Annotated in this window: 10 protein-coding genes; 7 read left to right on the forward strand and 3 right to left on the reverse strand. The window is 57.1% G+C overall.

What is annotated here, in order from left to right:
* Both LAT75_RS09395 and LAT75_RS09400 read left to right on the forward strand, forming a co-directional pair.
* Positions 1-182: T9SS type A sorting domain-containing protein (locus LAT75_RS09395; RefSeq protein ID WP_291482400.1), on the forward strand; the 182-nt coding region annotated here is incomplete at its 5' end.
* A 763-nt stretch (positions 183-945) separates the two neighbouring features.
* A complete protein-coding gene (locus LAT75_RS09400) occupies positions 946-9,285 on the forward strand; it encodes an MBG domain-containing protein (RefSeq protein ID WP_291482401.1) in 8,340 nt (2,779 codons plus the stop codon).
* A gap of 267 nt (positions 9,286-9,552) precedes the next feature.
* Here the strand turns inward: LAT75_RS09400 and LAT75_RS09405 are convergent, their stop codons facing one another.
* Positions 9,553-10,407, reverse strand: a complete 855-nt coding sequence (locus LAT75_RS09405) for a hypothetical protein (RefSeq protein WP_291482402.1) — start codon at positions 10,405-10,407, stop codon at positions 9,553-9,555.
* 233 nt (positions 10,408-10,640) lie between these two features.
* On the opposite strand from LAT75_RS09405, the gene LAT75_RS09410 reads away from it, so the two are divergent.
* From LAT75_RS09410 to LAT75_RS09420, 3 genes are all read left to right on the forward strand, one after another.
* Positions 10,641-13,964 (forward strand): amidohydrolase family protein, encoded by a 3,324-nt coding sequence (locus LAT75_RS09410; protein WP_291482403.1) that lies wholly within the window; start codon positions 10,641-10,643, stop codon positions 13,962-13,964.
* A 180-nt stretch (positions 13,965-14,144) separates the two neighbouring features.
* On the forward strand, positions 14,145-14,390 hold the full coding sequence (locus LAT75_RS09415; protein ID WP_291482404.1) for a hypothetical protein: 246 nt from the start codon (positions 14,145-14,147) through the stop codon (positions 14,388-14,390).
* Between the two features lie 3 nt (positions 14,391-14,393).
* Positions 14,394-14,723, forward strand: a complete 330-nt coding sequence (locus tag LAT75_RS09420) for a type II toxin-antitoxin system PemK/MazF family toxin (RefSeq protein WP_291482405.1) — start codon at positions 14,394-14,396, stop codon at positions 14,721-14,723.
* 1,958 nt (positions 14,724-16,681) lie between these two features.
* Here the strand turns inward: LAT75_RS09420 and LAT75_RS09425 are convergent.
* Entirely contained in the window at positions 16,682-17,734 is a 1,053-nt protein-coding gene (locus tag LAT75_RS09425; protein ID WP_363320546.1) for a sugar phosphate isomerase/epimerase family protein, read from the reverse strand.
* 194 nt (positions 17,735-17,928) lie between these two features.
* Positions 17,929-19,077, reverse strand: a complete 1,149-nt coding sequence (locus LAT75_RS09430; RefSeq protein ID WP_291482407.1) for a Gfo/Idh/MocA family oxidoreductase — start codon at positions 19,075-19,077, stop codon at positions 17,929-17,931.
* Positions 19,078-19,371: 294 nt separating this feature from the next.
* Between LAT75_RS09430 and LAT75_RS09435 the strand changes: the two genes are divergently transcribed.
* Positions 19,372-20,664 carry an MFS transporter gene (locus LAT75_RS09435; protein WP_291482408.1) on the forward strand — a complete coding sequence of 431 codons (1,293 nt, stop codon included), beginning with the start codon at positions 19,372-19,374 and terminating at the stop codon, positions 20,662-20,664.
* A gap of 364 nt (positions 20,665-21,028) precedes the next feature.
* Positions 21,029-24,316 carry an exodeoxyribonuclease V subunit gamma gene (locus LAT75_RS09440; protein ID WP_291482409.1) on the forward strand — a complete coding sequence of 1,096 codons (3,288 nt, stop codon included), beginning with the start codon at positions 21,029-21,031 and terminating at the stop codon, positions 24,314-24,316.
* Positions 24,317-24,580: the final 264 nt, after the last annotated feature.

Genomic DNA, 24,580 nt, shown 5'->3' on the forward strand with positions numbered 1-24,580 from the left:
AAGTACGGCTGGAAGTGTACAACATGCTGGGTCAGCGGGTAGCAGTGCTGGTGAGCGGCGCGCAACAGGCGGGCTGGCACACGGCGAGTTTCGATGCCTCACGCCTGTCGAGCGGAATGTACCTGTATCGGCTTCAGGCGGGCAGCTTCGCAGAAACGAGAAGCATGATGCTGGTGAAGTAGTACAGTATGACAGTGTGTCAGTGTGTCAGTGTGTCAAACCCCAATAAAGCGCCGCGGCTTCAGCCCGGCGCTTTATTGGAAATCCCAAAATGGGTAGCTGCCAAAAGGTGGCTGCCCTTTTTTTGACCAAATAAAGCAAAACACTGAACGATGAAGGCAAGAGGAGGAACGGTAAGCTGGATTAATTTATCATATCCCTCAACTCACATTCATCTAACATACCCTTAAGGAGTTTTTATTCGTGGTTTTCAGATTTCGGAAATAAATAATTCAGCTTTCGGCATCACCTCTAAGTGCTATTCACTTATATTACAACGTTTGGAACGCTTTCTGAAATCAGCGCAGCAGCTTGCAGAATCCGCCGGCAATCAGATAAGGTCATTCCGGCCTGATGAATGATTCTGAGAAATATGGTTTAATCTGATGATGTATATGGTTCAGTAAAAAAAATACTAAAAGATTGTTGCGGGCCCTGATTTCAGCCCATAGATGAACGATGATAAGTATCCTCAATATTGCTTGTGAAAATGACAAAGGGTATGGATGCAGGTGTTGATTATTCTTATTTCAGAATAAAGATAGTGACGGCAAGTGTATGATTAAATTAGCCTCACAAAACTTCAAACCCTTCTGTTTGTCGAAAATGCTTTCCTAACGCTTAAACGATTTGATTTCTCCTTTTTCATTGATCCGTAAGCTTCTGTTGTTGTTGTTGCTGTTTACAGCTGCAGCAATAACCGTTTCTGCGTTCAGTGAAAGCCTGATGGCACAGGGTGCTGATAACCTCATTTACCGGCTTCAGCTGCCGGCTGACGAACTCGCTGTAGGGGAATCCTTTTCAGTTTATGTTACTATTGAAGATCTCGGTGGTGCTGCTATCCCCAACATAACGGGTAGTTCGGTCGGTATCCGGTTTAATGCTGACAAACTCGAATTTTTAGGCATTTCCGCAAATGTCAGCAATGAATTTATATGGAGCGGAAATATCCTCGGGCCATTTGTTATTAGCCGGCAACAGGGCAGCGATACCATAAAATTTGTGGATATAGCCCGATCTGGCTCACAAAGTATTGGCAGCGGTCCGGGCAATGTTTTCAGGATGGATTTTAAGGTAACCGAAACAGGTAATACCGCATTTGAGTTTGAACCCCTGAATACTGCCGGGCAGGCGGTTTTGCCGGCTGTCGGACTTTTCGAGAACGGGGCCTCCGTAGTGTATAATTCGGTTCAGTCTGAAAACAATACGCTTAAAGTCGGGCTGCCTTTTCTGAGTCAGCTTCCGGAAATCCTTGATTTTGGTACACGGCAGGGCGGCAGCAGTACGGTTGAGCAGCTCGAAATCACCAATACCGGGGAAGGCAAGCTTCAGGCAACTCTTGAAGTAAACGGTTCCGCTTTTCGGCTGCTCAATCCGGAAAATAACTTTATCGAGCTGCTTGAATCAGAATCCGCACTGATTCCCGTCCGTTTTTTGCCCCTTAGTGAGGGTGATTTTTCCGGTGAGCTGCGCATCATCCACAATGCCGGGAATACGGCTTCACCGGCTGTTGTGCCCCTTGCGGGGGAGGCAGAGTTTCCCGTTCTCGAAGCTGAGCTGAGTCCGCAGCAATTTGTCGTCCGCTCGGGTGAACCGGCTGCACTTTCGCTTCAGATCACCAATGCTGCCGAACAGGTAGCCGTGCTGAACGCCGCATTGGTCGGGCTGCCTGCTGAGATCACCTTTCTTGCCGATGGCTGGACCGGTCCGCCGGGTTCCTTCAATCCGGAAAACCGGAGTTTTTCGCTCGAACCCGGTGCATCAGGAACGCTCCCCCTTACGTTCACTGCCAATGTGAGTGAAACCCAAACCCTTACGCGCACGCTGCGGCTCTCTACGAATGTACCTGCAAACCCCCTTCAAAACCTGACCTTCGAGGCCGAAGTGCAGGCCGCATCCATTCAAATCAGCCCGGAATCCGTTGCGTGGGGGGAAGTAGTTCGGGGCGATACCGTTTTTGAGACCTTCGCGATCACCAATGCGGATGCAGCACTGCTCAGCGGCAGCCTGCAGGCACCCGAAGGTGATTTTTTTCTGCCCGAAGATCAGCCGCTTACGTTCGACCTGCAGCAGGGGGAAAGCTTTTCGGTTACGGTCGGATTTAATGCCGTACAGACCGGTCCCGCAAGCGGGTCCCTTTCGGTCGTTCATGACGGACACAACCGGGGGAGTCCGCTCTTGGTGCCGCTTTCAGCCGAAGTGCTGCCGTTTGGTGCGCCTGACCGCCTGCAAATGGTGCAGCAGCCCACCGATACCGTTTTCGGAGAAGCCATCAGCCCGGCCGTTACAGCCGAGCTTGTTGATGTGTTTGGGAACCGGGTTACGGATGCGCAGGTTTCGGTAAGTGCCGGCCTGAGTGTTCCGCAGCAAAGCCTGTCGGCTCAGGGAGGCGTGTCTTCCCGGTCGGGTGCGCTCATGCAGGCCGCGCTTATAGGAGATACCCTCGTGCAGCTACAGGAGGGCCTTGCTGTTTTCGACAACCTCCGTGTTTCCGAAACCGGCCTTTTTGCCCTTCAGCTCAGTACAGACGGGCTCAGTGAGCTGATCAGTGATCCTTTCCTGACCCTGCCCCGGCTGATTGAAGTTGCCGCCGATGCGCAAACCAAACAGCTCGGTCAGCAAGACCCGCCCCTCACCTTCAGTTTTGAACCCGGGCTGATTGGTGACGACAGCTTTAGCGGCGCCCTCAGCCGCGAGCCGGGCGAAGATATCGGAAGCTATCCCATCACACAGGGCACCCTCTCCCTGAATGATAACTATGAAATTGCGTTCGCGGGTGCTTTTCTCACCATCATTCCGGCACAGCTCACCCTTACCGTTATGGATGCCGAAAAGACCTTCGGGCAGCCTGATCCGGCTTTTGAGGTCAGCTTTGACGGCTTTATTGATGGCGATGGCCCGGAAGACCTGTCCGGCGGGCTTGTGTTTGCAAGGGATGCCGGGGAAGATGCCGGTACCTATGAAATTACCGCATCGGGCCTTTCAAGCCCCCGCTACGAAATTACCTACCTGCCCGGCACGCTGTTTATCAATCCGCTTATTATTTCTGTTGAAGCGCAGCCTGCATCAAAAACCTACGGCGATGCCGATCCGCCCCTTACGTTTGACTTTTCTCCCGGTCTGATTGGTTCCGATACCTTCAGCGGGGAACTGCAGCGCGAAGCAGGGGAGGCCGCCAGCTCTTACCCCATCGCACAGGGCAGCCTCAGCCTTTCCCCCAATTACACCATCAGTTTCAGCGGCAATATCTTCAGTATCAGCCCCGCGCCGCTACAGGTAAGCGTTGCGGATACCGTAAAAACCTACGGCGATGCTGACCCTGCCTATCAGCTGCTTTTCGAGGGATTCCGGTTTCAGGATGATGCTTCGGTGCTGAACGGGGAGCCTGAATTCAGCCGGGAGCCCGGCGAAGATACCGGCACCTACGCGGTTGTGGCTTCGGCCCTCAGCAGCCCCGATTACGAGCTGACCTTTCTGCCCGGGCAGCTCAGCATCATTCCGCTCGGTATCACGATTACGGCTGATGATGCTTTCAAACAGCTCGGCTTTGATGATCCGCCCCTTACCTTCAGTTTCTCACCCGACCTGATCGGTACCGACACCTTCAGCGGCAGCCTTGCACGTGAGGCCGGCGAAGCGGTAGGGGAATATGACATCCTACAGGGCAGCCTCAGCCTGAGCGAAAACTATGAAACGGCATTCATCCCCGGTATTTTTGAAATCCTGCCGGGCGGACTCGTGATACGGACCAACGCCTCCTCCAAAATCTTCGGGCAGGCCGATCCCGAATTCAGCGTGTCTTACATCGGTTTTGTGGGGGATGATGATGAAGACGTGCTCGAAGGTGAACTCACCTTTAGCAGGGCCGCCGGTGAAGATGTTGGTCAGTACCCCGTACTGCCTGCCGGACTGAGCAGCAGCGAATACGAAATTACCTTCTTGCCCGGAAACCTCAGCATTAGCCCGCTCGGTATTGTTGTTAGCCCCGACGAAAGCAGCAAAACCTATGGCGATCCCGATCCGGTATTTTCCTTTACGGCAAGCCCCGCACGTATTGGTGATGATGCCTTCAGCGGGAGCCTGAGCCGCGAACCCGGCGAGCTGCCCGGCAGCTACGAAATCCTTCAGGGCAACCTCAGCCTGAGCCCAAACTATCAGATCAGCCTCGAAAGCACGTTTTTTGAAATTGAGCCGGCACCGCTGCAGGTAACGGCCAATCCGGCACAGAAAACCTATGGCGAAGCAGATCCGGAATTCGGGGTCAGCATTACAGGTTTTGTTTTTGAGGATGATGCCTCCGTGCTCGAAGGTACGCTCAGTTTCAGCCGCGAAGCCGGTGAGTCGGTCGGGGCATACGCCGTTTTACCGGCAGGCCTCAGCTCTTTTCGATATGAAATCAGTTTTCTCCCCGGCGTGCTTCAGATAAACCGGAAACCCATTGTGCTCACAGCTTTCGACAGCAGTAAAATTTACGGGGATGATGACACGGAATTCACTTTTGTTGCGGAGCCGGATCTTATAACAGGTGACAGCTTCAGCGGCCGGCTGCTACGCGAACCCGGTGAGCTAACCGGCACCTATGTGATCGTTCAGGGAACCTTGACGCCCGGACCCAACTACCTTGTTGATTATGTCCCGGCGGGCTTCACCATTCTGCAACGCCCGCTCACCGTTCAGGCCCTTGATGCCGTAAAAACCTACGGCGACCCCGACCCTGCTTTTGAAGCCGGATTCAGCGGATTTGCTCCGGAGGAAGGTCCCGAAAACCTCAGCGGCACACTCAGTTTCAGCCGCGAAGCCGGAGAGGATGCGGGTGCTTATGCCGTAACGCCCGGCGGACTAAGCAGCGGTCAGTACGACATCAGCTTTGCTGACGGCAGCCTGCTTATCGAAACCCGCCTGATGCAGATTACGGCCGACAGTCTCACCAAAAAAGAAGGTCAGCCTGATCCTGAGCTTACCTACACGTTCACACCCGATCTTGTGCCCGGCGACAGCTTCAGCGGTTCGCTCAGCCGGGATCCCGGTGAAGCGCCCGGAAATTACGCCGTGCTTCAGGGAGACCTCGGCATTTCCGAAAATTATGAAATCTTCTTTACCCCGGGGAATCTCGAAATTGAAGCCCTGCTCCCTGAGCCGCTCCCGCTTGATCCTGTACCCGCCAATGAAGCCGTTGATGTGCCCTTTATCACGGAAATATCCGTGGGCTTCAATCAGCCGGTAAGCGTGGCTGACCTGAGCGGTATTTTGTTTCAGACGGCTCAGGGGGATGATGCAGGCCTCACAGGCATCACCCTTGAAAACAACCGCTTACAGCTTTTCCATGAGGGTCTGGTAAACTTCACCGAATATGTGGTCCTGATCCCTGATGGCGCTGTCCGCAATGCCGATGAAGCCGGTAATGAAGCCTTCAGCTGGAGCTTTCGCACCAAAGATACCGAGCCGCCCGTGCTTTCGGTAATTTTGCCGGAGGGCGCGGAAATCACAGAAGATCCGGAAACGGGCGGATTCCTGCTCAGCCTCACCATTGCGCAGGGGCAAAGCTTTGTTGCATGGCTCGCAGCCGATGAGCCGGTGAGCTGGTCGCTTGATGAAGCACCCGATACCCCCTTTGAAATTGACGAAGAGGGCATTCTTGTATTCCGGGAGCCGCCCGAAGCAGGGCTGTTTGCGGTTACCGTAATCGCGGCCGACGCAAGAGGAAATGAAACACGGCTGCTCGTACAGGCTGAAGCTGAGCAGCAGCTCTTCCTTGTTTCCCCCGAAACCCTCCCCGTTTGGGTCGAAAAACAAGCCGGTTTTTCGGTCGCTTTTGAAGCAGAAGGGGGCACCCCTCCTTACAGTTGGTCAGTCGCTGAGGAAACCGACGCCCTGCCCGAAGGCCTCATCCTGAACAGCGCAACCGGCCTGCTGAGCGGAACCCCGCAGCTGCCCGGACTTTTCAGCCTCAGGCTTCAGCTCACCGATGCAGCCGGGCTTACGGTGTCCGAAACCTTCCTTTTGGAAATTGAGCCGGCCGAAATAAGCCTGTTTTTTCAGACACAGCCCGCACCCGCTTTCCTTGCAGGTGAATCTATGGGGCCAGTTTCCGTATCGGTGCGCAATCAGCGCGGCGTGCCGGCTGACTGGTTTATGCAGGCGGTGCAGCTCAGCCTGCTTGCGGACGGGGCAGAGCAGGATTTGCTGATCGGCAGCAGTAGTTCAGTTCCGGTAAACGGACTCGCTTTTTTTCCGGGCCTCACCGTTCAAGCCGCTGCATCGGGCTATCGGCTGCTTGCAGCAAGCGAAGGAAACATACCGGCTGATTTTGCCCAAAGTGCAGCTTTTCAGGTACTTGCACGGGAGCCGAATGCCATTCAGATTAATATCGCTGATGACGAACAGGATGCCCCCATACCAATGCGGCCATCCGTTTGGCACTCCGGTCATGGTCATGACCCTGACCATGATCAGCACAGCGGGATGCCCGTTCCGCTAAACGGCGGATCAGCAGGTAACCGGGTACCGCTGCGGGTTGAGCTTACGGATGTTTACGGAAACCCGGCTTCTTATCCCGATACAGAACTCAGCATCATATTGGTAAGCGATTCGGAAACAGGCGCTTTTTTTGAAAACGCCACCATCACTGAGCCCACAGCACAAACTGCTTTTCAGTCGCAGCAAAGCTTTGTGCGGGTCTATTATGAAGATCCTACGGATGGCGACGTTGAGCTTAGCGTGGTTCCCGGATCACTTCCGGAAGGTGATTTTCCGGAGCTTATACCGGGCTCGCAAACCCTGCGCATTGCCAGTATTCAGGGGCTCAAGGCGCTACCCGATCAGATACAGACCACGCCCGAAGCTTTGAATCAGCTGGTTGTGCAGCTGGTTGACGGCAGCGGGCAGCCCGTTTTTGCCCCCTGGCCCGGCGTGAGCGTCAGCCTCAGTTCAGGTCTGGAAAGCGGTACGTTCTGGGCCGATGCAGCCGGGACGCAGCAACTTTCAGCCCTGCACATTGCACCTGCAAGTGTTCAAAAACGCGTGTACTACCGGTCCGGCGGTTTAGGTCCGCATGAGCTGCTGCTTTCGGCACAGCCGCAGCTTCCGCTTCAGCTCACGGTACCGGTTGAAGGTATAACTGGCCCGCCTGATCCTCAGCAATCCCAAATTGTGCTGAACGACGGCTTCATCCAAACCGAAACCCTGCTCACGGTGAAACTGCTTGATGCCGGCGGGTATCTTGTTGAGGATGCGGAAGACCGGCTGTCGGCGGAAGTGGTGAGCGGTCCCAATGCCGGCTCGCCCTTCGCTGCCTTTCAGCAGACCTCGCCGGGCAATTATGAGAGCAGTTATCTGCCTGAGGGGTCCGGAACGGATCAGGTTCGGCTTTTCCTGGATGAGGCCGATTTCACCGGGCTTGCCTATCCGAGTTTGGTGATGGCGCAGCAGCCTGCACGGCTGGAGGCCGCATCCCCGACTACGTTCACCGGCTTTATTCTGGCCGAAACAGAAAGCCCGCTGCGGGTGCGTTTGCTGGATGAAGAGGATGGGCCGCTTCCCGGCTTTTCCGTCAGGTTTCGGGTGGTGAGCCGTCCCGGTTCCGGCGGAGCGGCCGGTGATTCCGTTTTCAGCGCACAGGCGATTTCCGGGCCCGACGGTGTGGCAGAAACACGTTTCCGGGCGGGCTTCCGGGCCGGTACCTATGAAGTGGAAGCAAGCATCGGAACCCTGAGCCCGCTTACCTTTTTCGTGCTTGCAGAAAGCTGCCTGCTGCTGCAGCCCGATGACCTGAACGGCAACTGCGCGCCCTACGGGCTTGAATTACAGCCCTCAGAGCTGCAACCGCAGGCGGGCGATTCTGTTTTTGTGCAAAGCCGGCTTAAAGACCGTTACGGAAATGACGCAGCACTCGGCGGGCTGATGATCAGCTGGGGCAGCAGCGGGGAAGGTTCTTTCCGCACGGCCTTCAGCCAAACAGACGAACAGGGCCGTGCGGAAAACGCATGGCTGCCCGTGCCGCTTACGGGAAGCCGGTTCAGGCTTCTTGCTGCTGCGGAACAAAATATTTCCGGTGAAAGCCCGCTGATTACCGTAACCGGAGCAAGGCTGCAATCCCTGAGCTTTATCATTGATGATGTTACAGAGGCCGGTCTGTTTTCTGAGGTCGTAACTTTCACCCTGCGCGACAGCCTGGGAAACGAAATCCTTGCACCTGAGCCGCTCGGTTTCCGGCTGCAGGCCGAAGGGGCCGAACAGTTTCAGGTCAGATCAGGGATGCATCCGCAACAGCTCGTACGCTCCCCCAACCGCCGGGTCCGTTTTGAAACCGGAACCTCACGCGCCTATGCGCAGATTTCCCAAACCAAAAGCGGTCTTTTTGAAGTTGAAGCAGTTCAGGTGCAGGGTCTTGCAGGGGTTGAGGCCGTCAGCGGTTCATGGCAGGTACAGGCCGGACCCGCAGCATTCATCAGCAGGCTATCGGATGAGCAGCTCAGCGGCATTGCCGGCAGCCCGATTGAAGAGCTGCCTGCCGCATCGGTAACGGACGAATTCGGAAATCCCTCTCCGGGTCAGCCGGTCAGTTTCACCCTGCTGAGTGCACCGCCGGAATCAGGCGGCGTGATTGTGGGTCCTTTGCCGGAAGCGGGTGCGCAGCAAAGTTCCCGCTTTCAGTACCGCGCCTTCACCGATGCACAGGGTACCGCTGCGGTGCCTTTTCGCTTTGGCCGCACCGCCGGCCTCTACGAGCTCGAGGCCCGTATTGACCCCGGCATGGGTGTGGTGTACCGGCTCACGGCAACGCCATCAGCGCTGAGCCTGCACCAAAACTACCCGAACCCCTTCCGGACACACACCCGGATTCCATACGAAATCCCTGAAACAGCAGCCGTAACCCTTGAAATCTACGACCTGCTCGGTCGGCTCGTGCAGATCCTCATCCGAAATGAACTCCATGAAGCCGGCCAATACGAGCACGAATGGACTGCCCGAAACCTCGCATCGGGCGTCTATTTCATCCGCCTCACAACCCAAACAGAACAGGGGAAACCCGGGCAGAAAGTCAGGCCTTTGATGTTGGTGAGGTGAAAAAGGAGGGACGGCAGACCGCCGACCGGGGACGGCGGAGTTGCTGTATCCCACTCTTCGTGCCCTTCGCGTTCATCCTTCGCGGTCTTCGCGGTAAATCTACCTTCATTGTTTAAACGCAAAGGGCACTAAGGTTTACGCGAAGTACACAAAGAGAATAAGCACTGAGCAAATATCACAAGCAGCCCATCAACCGATAATTACCCCGCCAAAAGCCAAAAGCCAAAAGCTAAAAGCTAAAAGCTAAATGCCAAAAGCCATCCCCCTTCACTGCTCATAATGCGTGGTGAGCGCCAGAAAGGCGAGGCCGAGCAGGTGCTGGGTTTGCCCGGTGCTGAGGGTGGAGAGCCAGGCCGCGAGGGGGGCTTCGGGCAGGGTAAAGGTTACCCCGTCGGCGTCGGGTTTGGCGAGGGCTTCAAAGTTTCGGGCGTCAGTTTCGGCGCCTTCATAAAGATCTTTGTTTTTGCCGAGCTGCTGCTGAAAGGTGGGGTAGTCGGTTTCCGCACACATCACCCTTAAAATTTCGGCAAGCTGATCTTCATCCGGATCAAAGTTCAGGATGAAATTCACGAAAACCTGCACCATCATCAAACGGTGTTCGGGTGAAGCCTGAATGAGCATGGGGCTGAAATCTTCAATGTTTTCGAGGCCTTCCATCCCGAACTCCTGACGCATGCTCAGGTCAAGGAAAAAGGGCGCCGTAAGCTCCTCTTTGGCCGTCACCCGGAAATGCATGTTCCCGTTGGCGTTGTTCATGTGCAGCAGAAAATGGTTTTTATAGCGGAAAAGATCATAGCTGCCGCCGGCTTCGCCTTTGCTGTTCATCCCGAACTGAATACGGGCGATATAGTCGCCGATGCCCAGTTCGCTGAAGTTTTCGAACTGCTTCATTTCATCTTTATTCACCAGGCTCGCCAGTTCATACACCTCATCGGTGCTGAGCCCGACTTCCTGACCCAGCTTGATTTGCTCCAGAAAGGAAGTACGGTAGTTGTTGAGCGAATAAAGCTGAATCACATTATCAGAATCAATTTTGCTGCTCAGATCCCGCTCTGCCTCATGGTGCTGCCGCATGAGCTGATCCAGGAAGAACTCGATGACCTGCACTTTTAAGTCTTTCATAAGTATCGGGATACCATCCGTAGTTTGTTGGTTAACGGTTGATGAGTCGGGGTATGTTAAAAGTAGTTATCCCCAAATAGTTCTGTGCTGCTGTGTAGCGTGTTTAGTATTTTCCATCTCTCTTACACAATCGACTACTTAAACAAGCGCTTTCCGGCAAAAAACGTTTACCCGTTTTGAGATTCATTTTTGCCGGTACACCCAAAACGTACAAATTAATAATGACAAAGTTTATGAAGAGTTTAGCGTACATCAGCCTGGTGATGTTATTCACCGGCTGCAGCCTGTTTGCGCAGGTGAGCCCGACCGCGTGGTCTCCGGAGGAGGGGGCAAAGTGGGACGTGAGCGGGGAGCAGTGGAGTAACTGGCCCACCAAGGAAATCAGCTACACCACCACCACCGGCACCTGGATGAACCTGGATGTGAGCCCCGACGGGCGGTACATCGTGTTCGACATGCTCGGCAATATCTACACAATTCCGTTTGAAGGCGGCACTGCTACAACGCTGCGCACGGGCCATCCGTATGAGCTGCAGCCGCGCTTCAGCCCCGACGGCACCCATATTTCCTTCACCAGCGATGCCGGCGGCGGCGATAACATCTGGGTGATGCGTACCGACGGCTCACAGGCCCGGCAAATCACCAGTGAAGATTTCCGCCTGCTCAACAACGCAAGCTGGTCGCCCGACGGCAACTTCCTGATTGCCCGCAAGCACTTTACGTCAACCCGTTCGCTCGGGGCCGGCGAGCTGTGGATGTACCACATCACCGGCGGCTCGGGCATGCAGCTGGTCGCCCGCATGAACGATCAGCAGGATCTGGGGCAGCCTTTTGTTTCCCCCTGCGGCCGCTACGTGTATTACAGTCAGGATGTGTACCCCGGCGGATTTTTCCAGTACAACAAAGACCCCAACAGTCAGATTTATGTGATCAACCGCTACGACCGCGAAACCGGCCAAACCGAGCGCATCACCGGCGGACCCGGCGGCGCGATGACCCCGACCATTTCGCCCGATGGCAGCATGCTTGCCTTTGTGCGCCGGGTGCGTACCCAAAGCGTGCTGTTTGTGCGCGAGCTGGAAAGCGGCCGGGAGTTTCCGGTATTCGACGGCCTCAGCCGCGATCAGCAGGAAGCATGGGCGATTTTTGGTCCCTACACCAACATGGCCTGGACACCTGACAGCCGTGAAATCGTGTTCTGGGCTCAGGGAGGCATCCATCGTGCAAATGTGGAATCGCTGGAAGTCACCCAAATCCCGTTTGAAGTAAGCGCGACACATCAGGTTGCCGAAGCCCTGCACCTGAACTTCGATCCCGCGCCGGATACCTTCACCTCCCGCGCCATTCGTCACGCCGTTACCTCACCCGACGGCCGCTTGCTGGTGTTCAACGCCGCCGGCTACCTCTGGAAGAAAGAGCTCCCCAACGGTACGCCGCAACGCCTCACAAGCGGCAGCTCCTTAGAGTTTGAGCCCTCTTTCTCGCCCGACGGCCGTCATCTTGTGTACGTCACCTGGTCAGATGAGTACATGGGCACCATTCAGCGGCTTGACCTCACCACCCCCGGTGCGCAGCCGCAGCGCCTTACAGAGCAGAAGGGCATTTTCCGGGAGCCCCGCTTTTCGCCTGACGGCAGCACCCTCGTTTTCCGCCGGGAAAGCGGCAACAACCATCAGGGGCACGCCTTCACCCTGCATCCCGGCATTTACACCATGCCGGCAGCAGGAGGGGAGAAGCGCTTCATCCGTCGCGGCGGCTCCGAAGCGAGCTTCAGCGCCGACGGCGAGCGGATTTTCTTCCTCGGCGGCGCCTACCTCAACCGCGCCTATCAGAGCGTGAACCTGCACGGGCACGACGAGCGCACGCACTTCCGCTCCACCCATGCCAACCATTTCGTGCCCAGTCCCGACAATCAGTGGGTGGCCTTTAACGAGCTCTTCAAGGTGTACATCGCACCCATGCCGCAATCGGGCCGGGAGCTGAACCTGCACGCCAACACCCGCGCCATACCCGTAACGCAGGTCGCTGCCGATGCCGGCATAAGCCTGCACTGGAGCGGCGACAGCGAGCGCCTGCACTGGACCCTCGGCGATGAGTACTTCACCGTGGAGCTGAACGAAGCCTTCGAATTCCTCAGCGGCAGCCGCTCTGATGCTCTCCCGCTGGGTGAAAATCAGGGGATGCGCATCGGGCTCGAGCTCACCGCCGATGTTCCCGAAGGCCGCGTAGCCATCACCAACGCCCGTATTTTAACGATGGATGATGACAGCACCGTGATCGAAAACGGCACCATCCTGATTCAGGGCAACCGCATTGTGGCGCTTGGCGCGGCAAACGAAGTGCGGATTCCGGCCGCAGCCGATGTTTTTGTGATTGATGCCGAGGGCAAAACTGTAATGCCCGGCATGGTGGATGCACACGCGCACATCGGCAATTTCCGGCACGGACTGAGTCCGCAGCAGCAGTGGGAGTACTTCACCAACCTCGGCTTCGGGGTTACGACCGTTCACGACCCCTCATCCAACTCGGAGATGATTTTCTCTCAGGCCGAAATGGTACGCGCGGGCCACATGGTGGGTCCCCGCATTTTCTCAACCGGCCGCATCCTCTACGGCGCGGAAGGCGATTTCAAAGCCGTGGTCAACACCCTCGACGATGCCCGCTCGGCCGTGCGCCGTACCGCTGCCTTCGGCGCACTCTCGGTGAAAAGCTACAATCAGCCGCGCCGCGATCAGCGGCAGATGGTGATGCAGGCTGCCCGCGAGCAGAACATCCTCGTTGTGCCTGAGGGCGGTTCAACCTTCACCCACAACATGAGCATGATTGTGGACGGACATACCGGCATTGAGCACAACATCCCGATTTACCCTGTGTATGATGATGTGCTCTCACTCTGGAGCAATACCAATGTGGGCTACACCCCGACCCTCGTGGTGAACTACGGCAGCGTGAGCGGCGAATTCTACTGGTATCAGCATACCAATGTGTGGGAAAATGAGCGCCTGCTCAGCTTCATGCCGCGGGGCATTATCGACAGCCGCTCGCGCCACCGCACCATGATCCCCTACGAAGAGTACGTGGCCGGTCACTTTCAGAGTGCGGCTCTCGCCAAGCAGCTCTACGACGCCGGCATTCTGGTGAACATCGGCGGACACGGTCAGGTGCAGGGTCTGGCGGCACACTGGGAGATGTGGATGTTCGAACAGGGCGGCATGAGCCCGATGGAAGCCCTGCGCTCAGCCACCATCAACCCGGCCCGCTACATCGGCATGGGTCAGCACATCGGCTCTCTCGAAGCCGGCAAGCTCGCAGACATCATTATAGTTGACGGAAATCCCCTCGAAGACCTGCGCGTGAGCGAGCGGGTTACCCACACCATCCTCAACGGACGGGTTTATGATGCGGCAACCCTCAACGAAATCGGCAACCGGGAGCAGCAGCGCCTGCCGTTCTGGTGGGAGCGCGACGGCTACGATACCCGCTTCGACTGGCACGCCGTAACCGAAGCCGACGGCCGCGCGCAGTGTACCTGCGGCGCCGGCGCGGTACATCCGTGAGCCCTGCCGCGTAAGGATTTAGCACTTTTAATACCTAAAAAAGGGCAGCCTGCTTCAGCGGGCTGCCCTTTTTGCATTGGGGAGGAGGGGGATTATTCGGGCTTAATGATGAAACGAAAGAAACAGGGGTTCGGTTTGAAGGGCTGTAATTGCAACAACAGTACCCATTTTGAGATAGATATGTACGAAACAAATTCTGATTTTGACCGGGAATACCACATGGACCATAGCGAGATGCCCAAACAAAGGCATAACGAGCCCGCAGGAAATATTCCCGACGGTAACTTAACCAAACAGAAACAACAGCATAGCGCGTGCTGCCGTACGGGCAGGTCTTACGAATTGTCATGCAGCATCCTCTCCCTTTCATTCCTGGAGCAGGAACCCGACCTGTACTCCCTCGACGACCTTAAAGAGCGGTACTGAGATATGTTTAAAGGCGACGTTGTGCTGATACCGCTTTCTTACCCGAACCGGTCGGATGATAAGATGAAACTGGTGCCGGCGCTTATTTTAAGTGAAGATGAGGGTGCGGCAACCGTAGCCTTCATTAGCACCAAAACCGAAGAACAGGAAGCCTGCGATCTGATTCTGCATCCCAAAAAAGGCAACGGCCTGCACGCAAGATCGGTCGTTCGTCTCAACAAAATAATAACGATAGAAAAATCCTTCATTCTCGGCCGTTTGGGCACCCTCTCCACCCGCGAAATGCGCGAACTCAACCTCCGCCTGCTCGAACTCTTCGATCTGAATTACTGATTTACACTGTGTTGATAGCAGGCTGATTTAGCGGTGATGCCCGGATTTTAGCAGATTTATTTATGGGATTGACCGGCGACCGCAGACCGCAGACCGAAGAAGGTAGAAAAATGAACAGTCTGACAGGGTTCGAATTTTGTAAAAGGCCTCGGTTGATGCGTTTCGAGACCTAAATACGCTCATAAACGAATTATAGCCACGGAACCCGCCTTGCCACGGAAGCGCCCCGGCTGGGACGCAAGCTTTGTAGCGCCCGAAGCCGCCCCACCTCACCAACCCCGGCGCGGCCCGCCGCGCCGGGTGCGTTTATATTTGCCCCATGCCAGGTTTTCGCTAATTCTTCATATACCGGGCACCCTTAGCTGTCAAATGCCGTGTGAGGCTAAATTTCCCGTAGGGAAATCACATGGGTAGAAAAAAACGCACCCCAAAATATATCCGTGTGCCATAGGTACACCATATGCCATCCGGAACAAGAACAGCTACAGAGTAATGTGAGGCTTACGAGATTGCCCGGCCACATGCACCACCCGAAACGGCGGTTCCGCCGGTCGCATCGCAGCTTCGCTGCTCCGCTAAATTGTGGGGGGGGGCGATTTTTCTACCCATATGGCTTCCCTGACGGGAAGCGGCGGCCTGCGTGGCGAAAACAAACATCAAATGACATGCGGGTTTGGCCGGTTTAGCGTGAATTTATTATCGCGTGAGCCCTGACCATTTTTCCAAAAACCCGCGGCTTTTTCGATCATCGGCTCCGGCAGGAGCCAATGCTTTGTAGCATCCGCTTTGGGTGCCCTGCAACTCAAACAGCGGCAAAGTGAAATTGTTAGGTCCCGGATAACGCCCCAAAATTATGAGGCAGTTTTAAGGCACCAAGCCGGCGTTTCCGGGATGACGGTGTGGGTGGTGGTAAGCAGCTTATGGGCCAGACCTGACAGGTTTTCAAAATCTGTCAGGTCTTTGCAGCGGAGGAGAAAAAGCCGCAGCCAGGGCTTCGAACCCCCAAAACCACCCCGAAACAAAAGCCCCTCTCCTGAAGATAAGGCCCGTAAGGTATCGTGAAATTTTCAGGAGAGGGGTTGGGGTGAGGTCTGCCACGATGATGGCCCGCGGATTTTGCGGATTTGGCGGGATTTCCGCGGATTATTTGTTGGATGTAGGTACAATTCAAACCTCCAAGGTTTTTAAAACCTTGGATGTTTTTTCGACCGCCCGGCTCCGGAGGAGTCAAAGCTTTGTAGCAAGCCCGCAGCCGCCCCAACCTTCCACCCAACCCCGGCGCGGCTCGCCGCGCCGGGTGCCAAACACCCCCTCCAAGCCGTCATCCCGGAAACCGTGCGGCACTCCTTGATCTACGCAACAACCGAAGCCGGTCCGCACGGTTATCCGGGACCTACCAAATTATTCCCACCGCCATGCCGGCAGCCGGTTTGGTGAGCAGCGCAAGTTTTGGTGAAACCGGCTATGGTTGCCTGCTGCAAACATAGCGGCAAAGTGAAGCTGGCAGGTACCGGATAACGCCGGCAAGATTCTGTGACAGTTTAAAAGTACCAAGCGGGCGTTTCCGGGATGACGGGGTGGGGAGAGGGAATTGACCGCAGACGGCAGACCGCCGACGGCGCGAAAATGAACCGCGGGGCCAGACCTGACAGGTTTTCAAAACCTGTCAGGTCTTTGCAGCGAAAGAAAAAAGTCGCAGCCAGGGCTTCGAAACCCCCAAACCACCCCGAATAAAAAGCCCCTCTCCTGAAGATAAGGCCCGTAAGGCCTCGTGGCACTTTCAGGAGAGGGGTTGGGGTGAGGTCTGCCGAAAAAGCCGGCCGGCCCGCGGATAGTGCTGGCCTGGCGGGGTGTTCGCCGATTTTTAACAGGGCTTTGCAGCGAAGCCAAATAATCCCGCTGCCAGGGCCACAAAACCCGGTCTGCGGTCTGCCGGCTCAGGCCGGCCGCGCAGTGCGCTACAAGCCGAGAATCTTCCGGTTGAGTTCTTTGTCGGGGGCGGTGGCAGCGAAGTCGTCGAAGGCTTTTTGGGTTACTTCGATGATGTGGCTGTCGATGAAGGGGGCACCTTCTGCCGCGCCCTGTTCAGGGCTTTTGATGCAGCATTCCCACTCGAGCACGGCCCATCCGTCGTAGCCGTATTGGGAGAGTTTGCTGAAGATGGCGCCGAAATCGACCTGCCCGTCGCCGAGGGAGCGGAAGCGGCCCGGGCGGTCAACCCACCCCTGGAAGCCGCCGTACACGCCGGAGCGCCCGTTAGGATTAAACTCGGCATCCTTCACATGGAACATCCCAATTTTGTCGTGATAGATATCGATGAAGGCGAGGTAGTCGAGCTGTTGCAGGATGAAGTGGCTCGGGTCGTAGAGCAGGCGGTTGCGCGGGTGGTTGTTGGTTGCTTCGAGGAAGCGCTCGTAGCTCACGCCGTCGTGCACATCTTCGCCGGCATGTACCTCAAAACAGAGGTCAACCCCGTTTCGGTCGAACTCGTCGAGGATGGGGGTCCAGCGGCGGGCGAGCTCGGCGAAGCCGTCTTCTACCAGACCGGCCGGGCGCTGCGGCCAGGGGTAGTGCGTGTGCCACAGTAGCGCGCCGGTGAAGGAAGCGTGTACGTAAATACCGAGGTTGGCACTTGCTTTGGCTGCTTTTTTTACGGTTTCCACGGCCCATTCGGTGCGGGCTTTGGGGTTGCCGCGAAGCTCCGCCGGGGCGAAGCCGTCGAACATGTCGTTGTAGGCCGGGTGTACGGCTACGAGCTGACCCTGCAGGTGCGTGGATAGCTCGGTGATTTTTACCCCGGTTTCTTCGATGCGGCCGCGGTACTCATCGGCGTAGGTCTGGCTGGCTGCTACCTTATCGAGATCGATCAGCCGGGATTCCCATGTCGGGATCTGCACGCCTTTGTAGCCGAGGTCGGCGGCCCATTTGCAGATGGAGATGATGTCGTTGTACGGGGCTTCATCGCCAACGAACTGTGCGAGAAAAATAGCGGGACCTTTTATGGTTTTCATCATGGCAGTAAAAGTGGGTTTGGGTTGGGTTTAGGATGTGTGCGCTGCCTGATCCGGAGCTTTCCGGCTGAATCAGCAGCCGGTTGGGGGCAGGGAGGATTCCTGCGGTAATCGGAGCGTTGAATCAAACAGGAGGGGGATGCGGCCCCGGCAGCGGGAAGCAGCCGGAAACACATCCCCCGATAAAAAAAAGCTTAGCCGAAAGGCGTCCATTTTTGGTCGGACTTTCCGGATGCGATCATGCCTTCCACGAAGCGCATGCCGCGGACCCCGTCGGCGGTGCCGGGGAAATCGTAGGCTTCCTCGCCGGAATAGGTGCCGGTGGCGTGATCGTGCACGGCTTGGGCGAAGCTGACGTAAATATTGGCGAAGGCTTCGAGGTAGCCTTCGGGGTGGCCGGCGGGCAGGCGGAGGCCGTTTTGGGCGGCTTCGCAGAGGTAGCCCGTGCCCGCGCGCAGCACCTGAACCGGAGCGTCGAGCGGTTTCCAGAGCAGGGTGTTGGGGTCGGTGTGGCTCCACTCGCAGCCGCCTTTTTCGCCGTAGATGCGGAGCTTCAGGTTGTTTTCCTCGCCGGCGGCAACCTGCGTTGCGATGAGGCAGCCCGAGGCGCCGTTGCTGAATTTGAGCAGGGCAGCGGCATCATCATCGAGCTTGCGGCCTTCCACCACGATATTAATATCGGCGCAGATCTGCGTGATGTGCAGCCCGCTCACGTACTCGGCGAGGTTGGCCGCGTGCGTGCCGATATCGCCGGTCGCACCGCCGGCCCCGCTTTTGGAAGGATCGGTGCGCCAGCCCGCCTGCTTGTTGCCGTCGGCTTCGAGAAAGGTGGAAAGCCAGCCCTGCGGGTATTCGACAAAGATTTTGCGGATGGCTCCGAGTCCGCCCTCTGCGATGCGGTGCCGCGCCTCTTTCACCATCGGGTAGCCGGTGTAGGTGTGCGTGAGGGCGAGCACGAGGCCGGTTTCCTGCACTTTGGCGTGCAGCAGCTCGGCCTCTTCGAGCGAAAAGGCGATAGGCTTATCGATGATAACGTGAAAGCCGAGGTCGAGCGCCATCATGGCGGGCGCGAAATGCACATGATTTGGGGTAACGATGGAAACGGCCTGCATGCGTTCGGCAGGCGGAAGTTTTCGCTCGGCTTCCATCATATCTGCGAAACTGCCGTAGCAGCGGTCCGCGCTGAGACCGAGCGCGGTGCCGGAGCGTTTTGCTTTGTCGGGGCAGCTGCTGAAGGCGCCGCAAACGAGTTCGAAGCGGCTGTCGAGTGCCGCAGCCTTGCGGTGAACGGCCCCGATGAAGGAACCTTCACCGCCGCCAATCATGCCATAACGGATTTTCATAGTCGGGATCAATAAATATTTGTGGTAGGTTTATCAGCCGTGAAAGTGCCAAATTAAAGGCACAAATTCAAGCAGAGAAGCGGCAGCGGGAATTCAGCGGGGGAGGCGGGCTCAGGCCGGAAGCGCATCACCCTAAAAAGAAACACGCACACCAGACGGCTTTGGGAGCTAAAAGATAAGCATCTGAAGCAGCTGTAATTCCCTGTGCCGGATTGACAGCATTTTCTTATTATTCCGCATGTTCGAACCGGACTGAGTGAAACTAACTACACACTTAACGAAATTGATTCTGACATGGGGACTAACCAATCGACCTACATCAGGCTGAGCCTGATGATGTTTTTGCAGTTTTTTATCTGGGGGGGCTTCTTTGTAACGATGGGAGCCTACCTGCTGGAAGTGTTTCGGGGTGAAGAGGGCCTGAATTCCATTATTGGTCAGGCTTACGCCACCCACAACTGGGCCGGTTTGCTGGCGCCGCTGTTTGTGGGCTTAATTGCCGACCGTTATTTTAATGCCGAGCGGGTAAATGCGGTCTGCCATATTCTGGGTGCGGGACTGCTCTGGTACGCGGCTACCGTAACCGAGCCGGGCACTTTTATCTGGGTGATGTTTTTCTACTTTATGCTCTACATGCCAACCCTGGCCCTGGTGAATGCGATTGCCTTCGCAAATGTGAATAACCCGGATAACGACTTCCCGAAAATCCGCGTGTGGGGAACCATCGGCTGGATTGTGGCCGGTTTTGTGGTAGCGCAAACCGTGCTTGGGTTTGTGGATGTGCCCCTGCTCAAAATGCTCACCGGCGTTGAAAACGCGCAGGTTACCGCCATTCCGCTGCAGATGTGCGCCATCATTTCCCTGATTTACGGAATCTACAGCTTCACCCTGCCGGCTGCTCCGCCGCAGGCCAAAGGCAAGAAGTTCAGCATAGGAGAAGCCCTCGGACTCGACGCCATCAAGCTGATGGGCGAGCGCAACTTCGGGATTTTTGCCCTTTGCAGCTTTCTGATCAGCATTCCGCTGGCGTTTTACTACGCGCGTACCAACGACTTCATCGCGGCCATGGCCTTCGGGGAAGCCTCGGCTTCGTTTATGGCTATCGGGCAAATGAGTGAGGTGCTGTTTATGCTGCTCGTGCCGTTCTTCCTGCTCAAGCTGGGCGTGAAGTGGATGCTGCTGATCGGCATGCTCGCCTGGACGCTCCGCTACTTTGTTTTCGCAGCCTTCCCGGAGTCGGCCGCCCTGCTCATTTTCGGGATTGCGCTGCACGGGGTGTGCTACGATTTCTTCTTTGTGACGGGTCAGCTTTATGTGGATAAAAAAGCGCCCAAATCGATGCGATCGAGCGCGCAGGGCCTGTTTGCCCTGCTCACCTACGGCGCAGGTATGCTCATCGGGAACTACATCCTCGGCTGGTGGGGCGATAACATCGGCCTCGACGGTTCAACAACCGCCGGATGGCTCGACGGCGCCTTCACCTTCTGGATTATGCCCGCCGTACTCGCCCTCGCTGTAGCGGTGCTGTTCTTCTTCACGTTTTGGGAGAAGCGGGAAATTGATGAGGAAGTGGCCGACCTGAAGTAAGGCCGCTTTGATGGCCCGCGGATTTTGCGGATTGTGCCGGATTTTCGCGGATTTTTTATCGGGATGATTTTGGCCTGCCGAATACCAGACCTCCGGGGTTTTTTAAAACTCCGGAGGTTTTTTTTGATTTGCTTGCCGCTTTGATGGCACGCGGATTTTGCGGATTGTGCCTGATCTCCGCGGATTTTTTTAAGGATGATGTTTACCTGCCAGACACCAGGCCTCCGGGGTTTTTGAAACTCCGGAGGTTTTTTTTTGACCTTCCGGCTTCGGATAGCACCCGGATTTTGCAAATTTGGCCGGATTATCGCGGATATTTTTTGGGATGCGATGACGTCATCTGTCACCCGCATGCCTTATTTTAATGAAAAACACGGCCGCACTTTCCGCTCATCAGCCTCAGTTTACTGCCATGCCCGAAATTATTTCCGCCTGCCGACTCGAAGATTTATTCGCTGCTTTTGAGGATCGCCTCCGTGTGCATGCGCCGCCTTCGGTGCTCGCTGCGGACACGCTGCTGGTGCCCAACCGCGATATTGCGCGCTGGCTGCAGATCCGGCTGGCCCGGCATCAGGGCATTGCCGCGAACCTGAACCCGGTGCTGCCCGCCCGCTTCATCCACGAGCTGAACCTGCAGCTCGATCCGGGCTACGAGCAGCATCTGCCGGACAAGCATCAGCTGGCCTGGATGATTTTCGCGCTCACCGGCAAGCTGCCCGATGCCCCTGTATATCAGCCGCTTCGGGACTACCTCAAAAAATCGGGCACGGGCCTCGAAATCGTGCGCCGCTATGAGCTGTCGGCCAACATCGCCGACATTTTTGATCAGTATCAGCTGTTCCGGCCGGAATGGATTGCGGCCTGGAACCGCGGGGAGCGGGCGGAAATCCCGGATTTGTTTGAAGCTACGGCCGCCTGGCAGCAGCAGCTGTGGACCGACCTCCGCAGCTGGCATCCGCAGATGACCGACCGGCCCGCCCTGCATGAGCGGCTGATGGCTGCCATCGATGCCGGCCACCTGCAGCTGCCGCACGCCCTGCACGTGTTCGGCACCGCGCCCCTGCCGCCGCTCTACCTGCAGGCCGTGCTGGCACTGGGCCGCCACATCCCCCTGCTTTTTTACCGCATCCTGCCCGAAACGGAAGGGGTGAGCGGGCCGGAGCATCCGCTCATGGCCAAGCTGGGGGAGGAGCACCGTCAGTACGCAGAGCTGCTGCATGGGCTCACCGCCGGCAAAGGCTTCCAAAGGCAGTTTGTGCCCGTGAGCACATCCCCCGAAACCTCTGAAACGGAGCGCGCCTGCTCGTTGCTGCACTGCCTTCAGGAATCGGTGCGCCGTCGGGAGACCATCCCCCACACAAATGATCCGGCCGATGAGAGCCTGCTGGTGCACGCCTGTCACAGCCCGATGCGGGAGGTCGAGGTGCTGCACGACCGCATCATCCGGTTTCTGGACGAGAACCCGGATGCCGGCCCATCCGATGTGCTGGTCGTTGCCCCGCAGCTTTCCGATCACCTCACCGCGGTAAACGCCGTTTTTGGCCACCCTTCGGATGAGTCGCTGCGGCTGCCCTGGTTCATTCACGATCCCTCGGCATCGCCCCTGGTTCGGGCATCGGAGCTGCTGATGCAGCTGCTGCGGATTGACGAAAGCCGCTTCCGGGCCGACTTTATGCTCGGCCTGCTGGATCAGCCGCTGATTCGCGAGCGGCTTGGGCTGGATGATGACGACCTGCGCCTGATCGCCTTTTGGGTGCGGGAAACGGGCATCCGCTGGGGGCTGGATGAGGCCTTTCGCGGGGATGACGGTCTGTTTTCCTGGCAGTTCGGCCTCGACCGGCTGCTGCTCGGGCTGATGCAGCCGGCCGACACGGCGGAGCCGGTGCTGGAGCTGATGCCGTTTCCGCACATCGAAGGGGAGGATCAGCTGCGGGTGGCAGGGCAGCTGTCGGCTTTTTTGGAGGCGCTGGCAAGCTGGGTGCAGCTCAGCAGCGAGGCGCGTAAGCTGGCGGAGTGGCCGCCGCTGGTGCGCGGACTCATGGCGCAGCTTTTCCCGCAGACCCCCGATACCGACCGCTTTATACAGCCGCTGCTCCGGGCCGTTGACCGCCTGCCGGAAGCGGCCGCCTGGCTCGGCGACGAGGCCCTGCCGGTTGCAGTGATCGCGGAAGCCCTCAGCGCACAGATTCGTCAGCAGACTGCCGGCGCCGGGTACCGCAAGGGTGCCGTTACCTTTTCGGCTATGGTGCCGGTAAGGCACATGCCGTTCCGCTTCATTGCGGTGTTAGGATTAAATGAAGGAAGCTTTCCCGGCCGCGAAGATGTTTCGGGATTTGACCTGATGGCGCGGAGTCCGCAGCCGGGCGATCGCATCAAGCGGCTCAGCAACCGGGCCCTGTTTCTGGATGCTCTGATGGCTTGCCGGCAGCAACTGCACCTAAGCTATATCGGCTTCAGTTTCCGCGACGGCTCGCAGCGGGCGCCTTCGCTGGTGCTGCGTGAGCTTTACGATCAGCTGCGCGCACACGGGCTGCCTGCGCCGGAGGATCAGCTGCTCGTGAGTCACCGCCTGCACGGTCATCACCCCGCCTACTTCGCACCGGACGAAAACGGGCGCCTGTTTTCGTATGATGCTGCCCGCATTGCGGCGCTCAAATCGGGGCGTTTCGCGGAGATTTCGGGGGATGCGCAGGCGCGATTTGATCAGCCAGCCGCTGCCCCAGATGCCGAAAATCTGCTGGTTGTTGAGCTGAAAGAACTGATTTCCTTTGTGAAGCAGCCGGTGGGCTGGATGATGCAGAACCGGGCGAACATGCGGAGGCTTTACGAGGAAGAGCTTCCCGCAAAGCGCGATCCCTTTGCGCTGGATGCGCTCGAACGCTACAAACTGAACGGGCGCCTGATGCAGGCTGCGGCCGCCGGTGAAGATGCTGAGTTGGTTTCGGACCAAATGCGGCGGGTGCTGGCGCTTGAAGCGCAGCTGCCGTACCGACAGGCCGGTGATCGGGCATTCGACGACAACTGGCGTCAGCTCACCGATTTTCTGGACGCTATCCCGGGGGCCGACCGCGATCAGGCGCTGGCCGATAATGTGCTTGCCGAAACCGAGCTGGAAGTACTGGGCCGCCGCATGCTGCTGCGCGGCGTAGTGCCGCCGGTATTGAACGGCCGGAGCGTGGCCATCGAACACGGCAGCATGAAACCCAAACGCGAGCTCACGGCCTGGGTGCGTCAGCTGCTGGTGCAGTGCGCGCTGGATGGAAACGCAACCGGCTTCACCTACACGCCGGATAAAAACGAAGGGGCAGTCCCTCTCATCCTGTGGTCCAAAAATCCGCAAGAGCAGCTGCAGCGCCTGCTCGGTCTCTGGCTCAGCACCCGCGAGCTGCCGCCCCCGGCAACCCCCAACTTCCTCAGCCTGCTGGCGCAGTATTTTGATGCTGCTGACGACAAACAAGCTGCCCAAAAACGAAAGCTTGAAAGCTACTTCAAAGAATCGCAGTTCTCCTACGATACCCTCCCCAACGACGACCCCTGGGCCGCCCTTTTCTACCCCGAATTCGAAGATTCCATGCCCGATGAGGCACTGCCGTTTTATGAGATCATCTGGAAAAGCTTTCAGGAATCGAAAGTAGAGGGTGAGGATGAATGACGGCGGCCCGCGGTGTACTTCGCGGTAATTTAAACGCAAAGGGCACGAAGGATTACGCAAAGAACGCAAAGGCCAACCGCCAAAAGCCAAAAGCCAAAAGCTAAAAGCCAAAAGCTAACCGCTAAACACTAAAAGCTAATAATTCCTATGCTCCATCCTTTCCAAATTTTTGATGCGCCTGCTTCCGGGCTTAATCTGGTTGAGTCTTCTGCCGGAACGGGCAAGACCTACAGCATCACCTCGCTGGTGGTGCGGTTTCTTGCG

The organism is Cyclonatronum sp. (assembly GCF_022565315.1).
GTDB lineage: Bacteria > Bacteroidota > Rhodothermia > Balneolales > Cyclonatronaceae > Cyclonatronum.